8 protein-coding genes are annotated in these 3522 nt (G+C 60.9%); all 8 read left to right on the top strand.

The features are described 5' to 3' along the window. On the top strand, positions 1 to 128 hold a 128-nt coding region (gene tuf / locus H0V34_14400; GenBank protein MBA2492819.1), incomplete at its 5' end, for an elongation factor Tu. Positions 129 to 177: 49 nt separating this feature from the next. Further along, complete coding sequence (gene rpsJ / locus H0V34_14395) at positions 178 to 492, top strand: 30S ribosomal protein S10 (GenBank protein MBA2492818.1); 315 nt, start codon at positions 178 to 180, stop codon at positions 490 to 492. A gap of 154 nt (positions 493 to 646) precedes the next feature. Beyond that, positions 647 to 1321 carry a 50S ribosomal protein L3 gene (gene rplC, locus H0V34_14390; protein ID MBA2492817.1) on the top strand — a complete coding sequence of 225 codons (675 nt, stop codon included), beginning with the start codon at positions 647 to 649 and terminating at the stop codon, positions 1319 to 1321. A gap of 34 nt (positions 1322 to 1355) precedes the next feature. Continuing rightward, a complete protein-coding gene (rplD, locus tag H0V34_14385; protein MBA2492816.1) occupies positions 1356 to 1958 on the top strand; it encodes a 50S ribosomal protein L4 in 603 nt (200 codons plus the stop codon). Next, positions 1955 to 2248, top strand: a complete 294-nt coding sequence (gene rplW, locus H0V34_14380) for a 50S ribosomal protein L23 (protein MBA2492815.1) — start codon at positions 1955 to 1957, stop codon at positions 2246 to 2248. Before rplD ends, rplW begins: the two co-directional genes overlap by 4 nt. Before the next feature lie 30 nt (positions 2249 to 2278). Continuing rightward, positions 2279 to 3109: a 50S ribosomal protein L2 gene (gene rplB, locus H0V34_14375; protein MBA2492814.1), complete on the top strand. Its 831-nt coding sequence runs from the start codon at positions 2279 to 2281 to the stop codon at positions 3107 to 3109. A gap of 8 nt (positions 3110 to 3117) precedes the next feature. Further along, positions 3118 to 3390, top strand: a complete 273-nt coding sequence (gene rpsS / locus H0V34_14370) for a 30S ribosomal protein S19 (GenBank protein MBA2492813.1) — start codon at positions 3118 to 3120, stop codon at positions 3388 to 3390. Positions 3391 to 3424: 34 nt separating this feature from the next. Beyond that, the coding region (gene rplV, locus H0V34_14365) for a 50S ribosomal protein L22 (protein MBA2492812.1) at positions 3425 to 3522 on the top strand (98 nt) is incomplete at its 3' end.

Below are 3522 nucleotides of genomic sequence, written 5' to 3'. Positions count from 1 at the left end.
CAGGTGACAACGTCAAGATGCAGGTGACCTTGATCGCGCCGATCGCGATGGAAGAGGGCCTGCGCTTCGCCATCCGCGAAGGCGGCCGCACCGTCGGCGCCGGCGTGGTCGCCAAGGTCGTGAAGTAACCGGTTCATAAGGGGCGCAGCGCGCCCGTCTATCGCAGAGACAGTAATAATGGCAGCCAGTCAGAGAATACGGATCTGCTTAAAGGCGTTCGATCACCGTTTGATCGATCGCTCGGCGAGCGAGATTGTAGAGACCGCGCGGCGCACCGGCGCGCGCGTCAAGGGCCCCATTCCGCTGCCAACCAAAATGGAGCGCTTCACGATTCTCATCTCGCCGCACGTGAACAAGGACGCGCGTGATCAATACGAGATTCGCACGCACAAGCGCATCATGGACATCGTCGACCCCACCGAAAAAACCGTGGATGCGCTGATGAAGCTCGACCTCGCCGCGGGTGTCGATGTACATATAAAACTCAATTGATGCCTGTTTCAGGCTGCCAGAAACCGGTTTAAGGCTTGAGGCTCGTTCAAGTCTTCTTCATAATAGCCGGCTTTCCACGACCCGGCTCCGACGCGGTTTTCGCTGGGTAGGGTTACATTTGGTTCGTCGATTCTCGCGAACGCGGAGCGCCTGCATGACCATTGGGTTGATTGGTAGAAAAATTGGTATGACCCGCGTCTTTACCGACCAGGGTTCTACGATACCAGTGTCGGTGATCCACGTGGAGTCAAACCGGGTCGCGCAGATCAAGACGCCGGAAGCGGATGGCTACGGTGCTGTGCAGGTCACCTGCGGCACGCGCCGGCCGTCGCGCGTGACCAAATCGCAGGCGGGCCATTACGCCAAGGCGGGGATCGAAGCTGGCCGGGGCCTGTGGGAATTTCGGCTAGGCGAGAACGAGAACGATGCGCTGGCGGCAGGTAACGAGTTAAGAGTCGACCTGTTCGAAGCCGGCCAGAAAGTTGATGTAACCGGCATTACGAAAGGCAAGGGGTTTGCCGGCACGATCAAGCGCTATAACTTCCATATGCAGGACGCGACCCACGGCAACTCGCTAGCACATCGGGCCCCAGGCTCGATCGGTCAGCGCCAGACACCGGGTCGCGTGCCCAAGGGCAAGAAGATGGCGGGCCATATGGGAGTCGTGCGGCGAGTGACCCAGAATCTGGAAGTGGTGCGAGTCTATCAGGACCGAAATCTGCTGTTGATCAAGGGCGCCATCCCCGGCTCCACAGGCGGCAACGTGATTGTGTGTCCGGCGATCAAAGCGAAAACCCGCCAAGCGACCGCGCAGACGCCAGATCAATAGCACTAATAAACCACAGCATATCACGCAATAAATCATGCAACTCAGAAGCATCGACAACAGCCACGTAGACGTCTCTGATCGAACTTTCGGTCAGGACTTCAACGCGGCGCTGGTGCATCAGGCCGTGACCGCCTATTTGGCTGGCGGGCGTGGCGGCACCAAGGCGCAAAAAACGCGTGCGCAGGTGGCCGGCGGCGGCGCGAAACCATGGCGGCAGAAAGGCACCGGGCGCGCCCGCGCCGGGACGATTCGCAGCCCCATCTGGCGTGGCGGCGGCGTGACGTTCGCGGCCCAGCCTCGGAGTTTCCGGCAGAAACTGAACCGAAAAATGTATCGTGCTGCCATGCGTTCTATCCTGTCGGAGCTGGCGCGGCTGGATCGTTTGGTTATCGTGGAAGATTTCGGCGTCGACCAGCCCAGAACACGGGTAGTGCTGGATAAGCTTAAGGGTTTGAATTTGACGTCGGCATTGCTGGTCACCGAGCAGCCCGATGAGAAGATTCACCTGGCCGCGCGCAACCTGCGGCATGTCGGTTATACGGCGGTTGCCAGTCTGAACCCCGTGAACCTGATCGGTTTCGATAATGTGGTCATGACCAAAGCTGCGCTCAATCGGGTCGAGGCGTGGCTGGCATGAGTCAGGAGCGGCTGATGAAAGTCCTGCTTGCCCCACATGTGTCGGAAAAGTCCACCCTGGCGGCTGACAGCGCACGCCAGCATGTGTTCAAGGTGTTGCCGGACGCCACCAAGAGCGAAGTTAAGCATGCCGTCGAGATGCTGTTCAGTGTGCAGGTCATGCAGGTGCGGATGCTGAACGTGAAGGGCAAGCTGAAGCGTCACGGCGCGCGCCGCGGACGCCGCTCGGACTGGAAGAAGGCGTACGTCCAGCTCGCGCCGGGCAACGACATTTCGCTGGGCCCTGAATAAGCCTGCGCACAAGCCGATATTTTAAATCGCATGGCCATTGTAAAGACCAAACCGACATCGCCGGGCCGGCGTTTTGTAACCCGCATTCAGGGTCAGGAATTGCATCGGGGCGGCCCGTTGCGCGCGCTGACCGGGGCCAAGAAGCGCTCGGGCGGCCGCAACAATCTGGGTCGCATCACCACGCGTCATGTGGGCGGCGGGCACAAGCAGCGCTATCGCATCGTCGATTTCCGGCGCGACAAGGATCATGTGCCGGGCAAGGTCGAGCGCATCGAATACGATCCCAACCGCAGCGCGCATATCGCGCTGGTGCTATACGCCGATGGTGAGCGGCGCTATGTGATCGCACCCAAAGGCTTAAGTGCCGGGGCGCCGATCATGGCCGGCTCGCATGCGCCGATCAAGGCAGGCAATGCCTTGCCGCTGCGCAATATTCCGGTCGGCAGTGTGGTGCACTGCGTCGAGCTGAAACCGTCCAAAGGGGCGCAGATCGCGCGCAGCGCCGGTACTTCGGTGCAGCTGGTGGCGCGCGAGGGTAACTTGGTGACCTTGCGGTTGCGCTCCGGCGAGATGCGCCGCGTGCCGGCTGATTGTCGCGCGACCATTGGCGAGGTAAGCAACGCCGAGCACAATCTGGTCAAGCTGGGTAAAGCCGGCGCCAAGCGCTGGCGCGGAATTCGGCCCACCGTGCGGGGTGTGGCGATGAATCCGGTGGATCATCCGCATGGCGGCGGCGAGGGCAAGACCTCCGGTGGCCGCCACCCGTGTACGCCCTGGGGTGTACCGACCAAAGGTTACAAGACCCGCAACAGCAAGCGCACGGATCGCTGGATCGTGCGCTCGCGCGGCAGGAAGAAATAGGAGCGACAGTGCCACGTTCTCTCAAAAAAGGTCCGTTCGTCGATGGCCATCTGATGACCAAGGTCGAGCGGGCGATCGCGACTCGGGAACGGCGACCGATCAAGACTTGGTCGCGTCGTTCGCTGGTGATCCCCGATATGGTGGGGCTGACAATTGCGGTACACAACGGGCGCCAGCATATCCCGGTGCTGATATCGGAGAATATGGTGGGCCACAAACTGGGCGAGTTTTCGATCACCCGCACCTTCAAGGGCCACTCCGGCGACCGCAAGGCGCGCTGAACGATTTTAAGGATTTGGACGCGAGAGCATAACCATGCAGGCAGCAGCGAAACTGAAGAATGCGCGCATATCAGCCCAGAAATGCAGGCTGGTGGCCGATCAGGTGCGCGGCGTGCCGGTGGATCGCGCGCT

This window comes from Gammaproteobacteria bacterium (genome assembly GCA_013696315.1).
In the GTDB taxonomy this organism is placed as follows: domain Bacteria; phylum Pseudomonadota; class Gammaproteobacteria; order JACCYU01; family JACCYU01; genus JACCYU01.
Note: the sequence above shows the minus strand (reverse complement) of the source record. Positions and strands in the feature narration are given on the sequence as shown.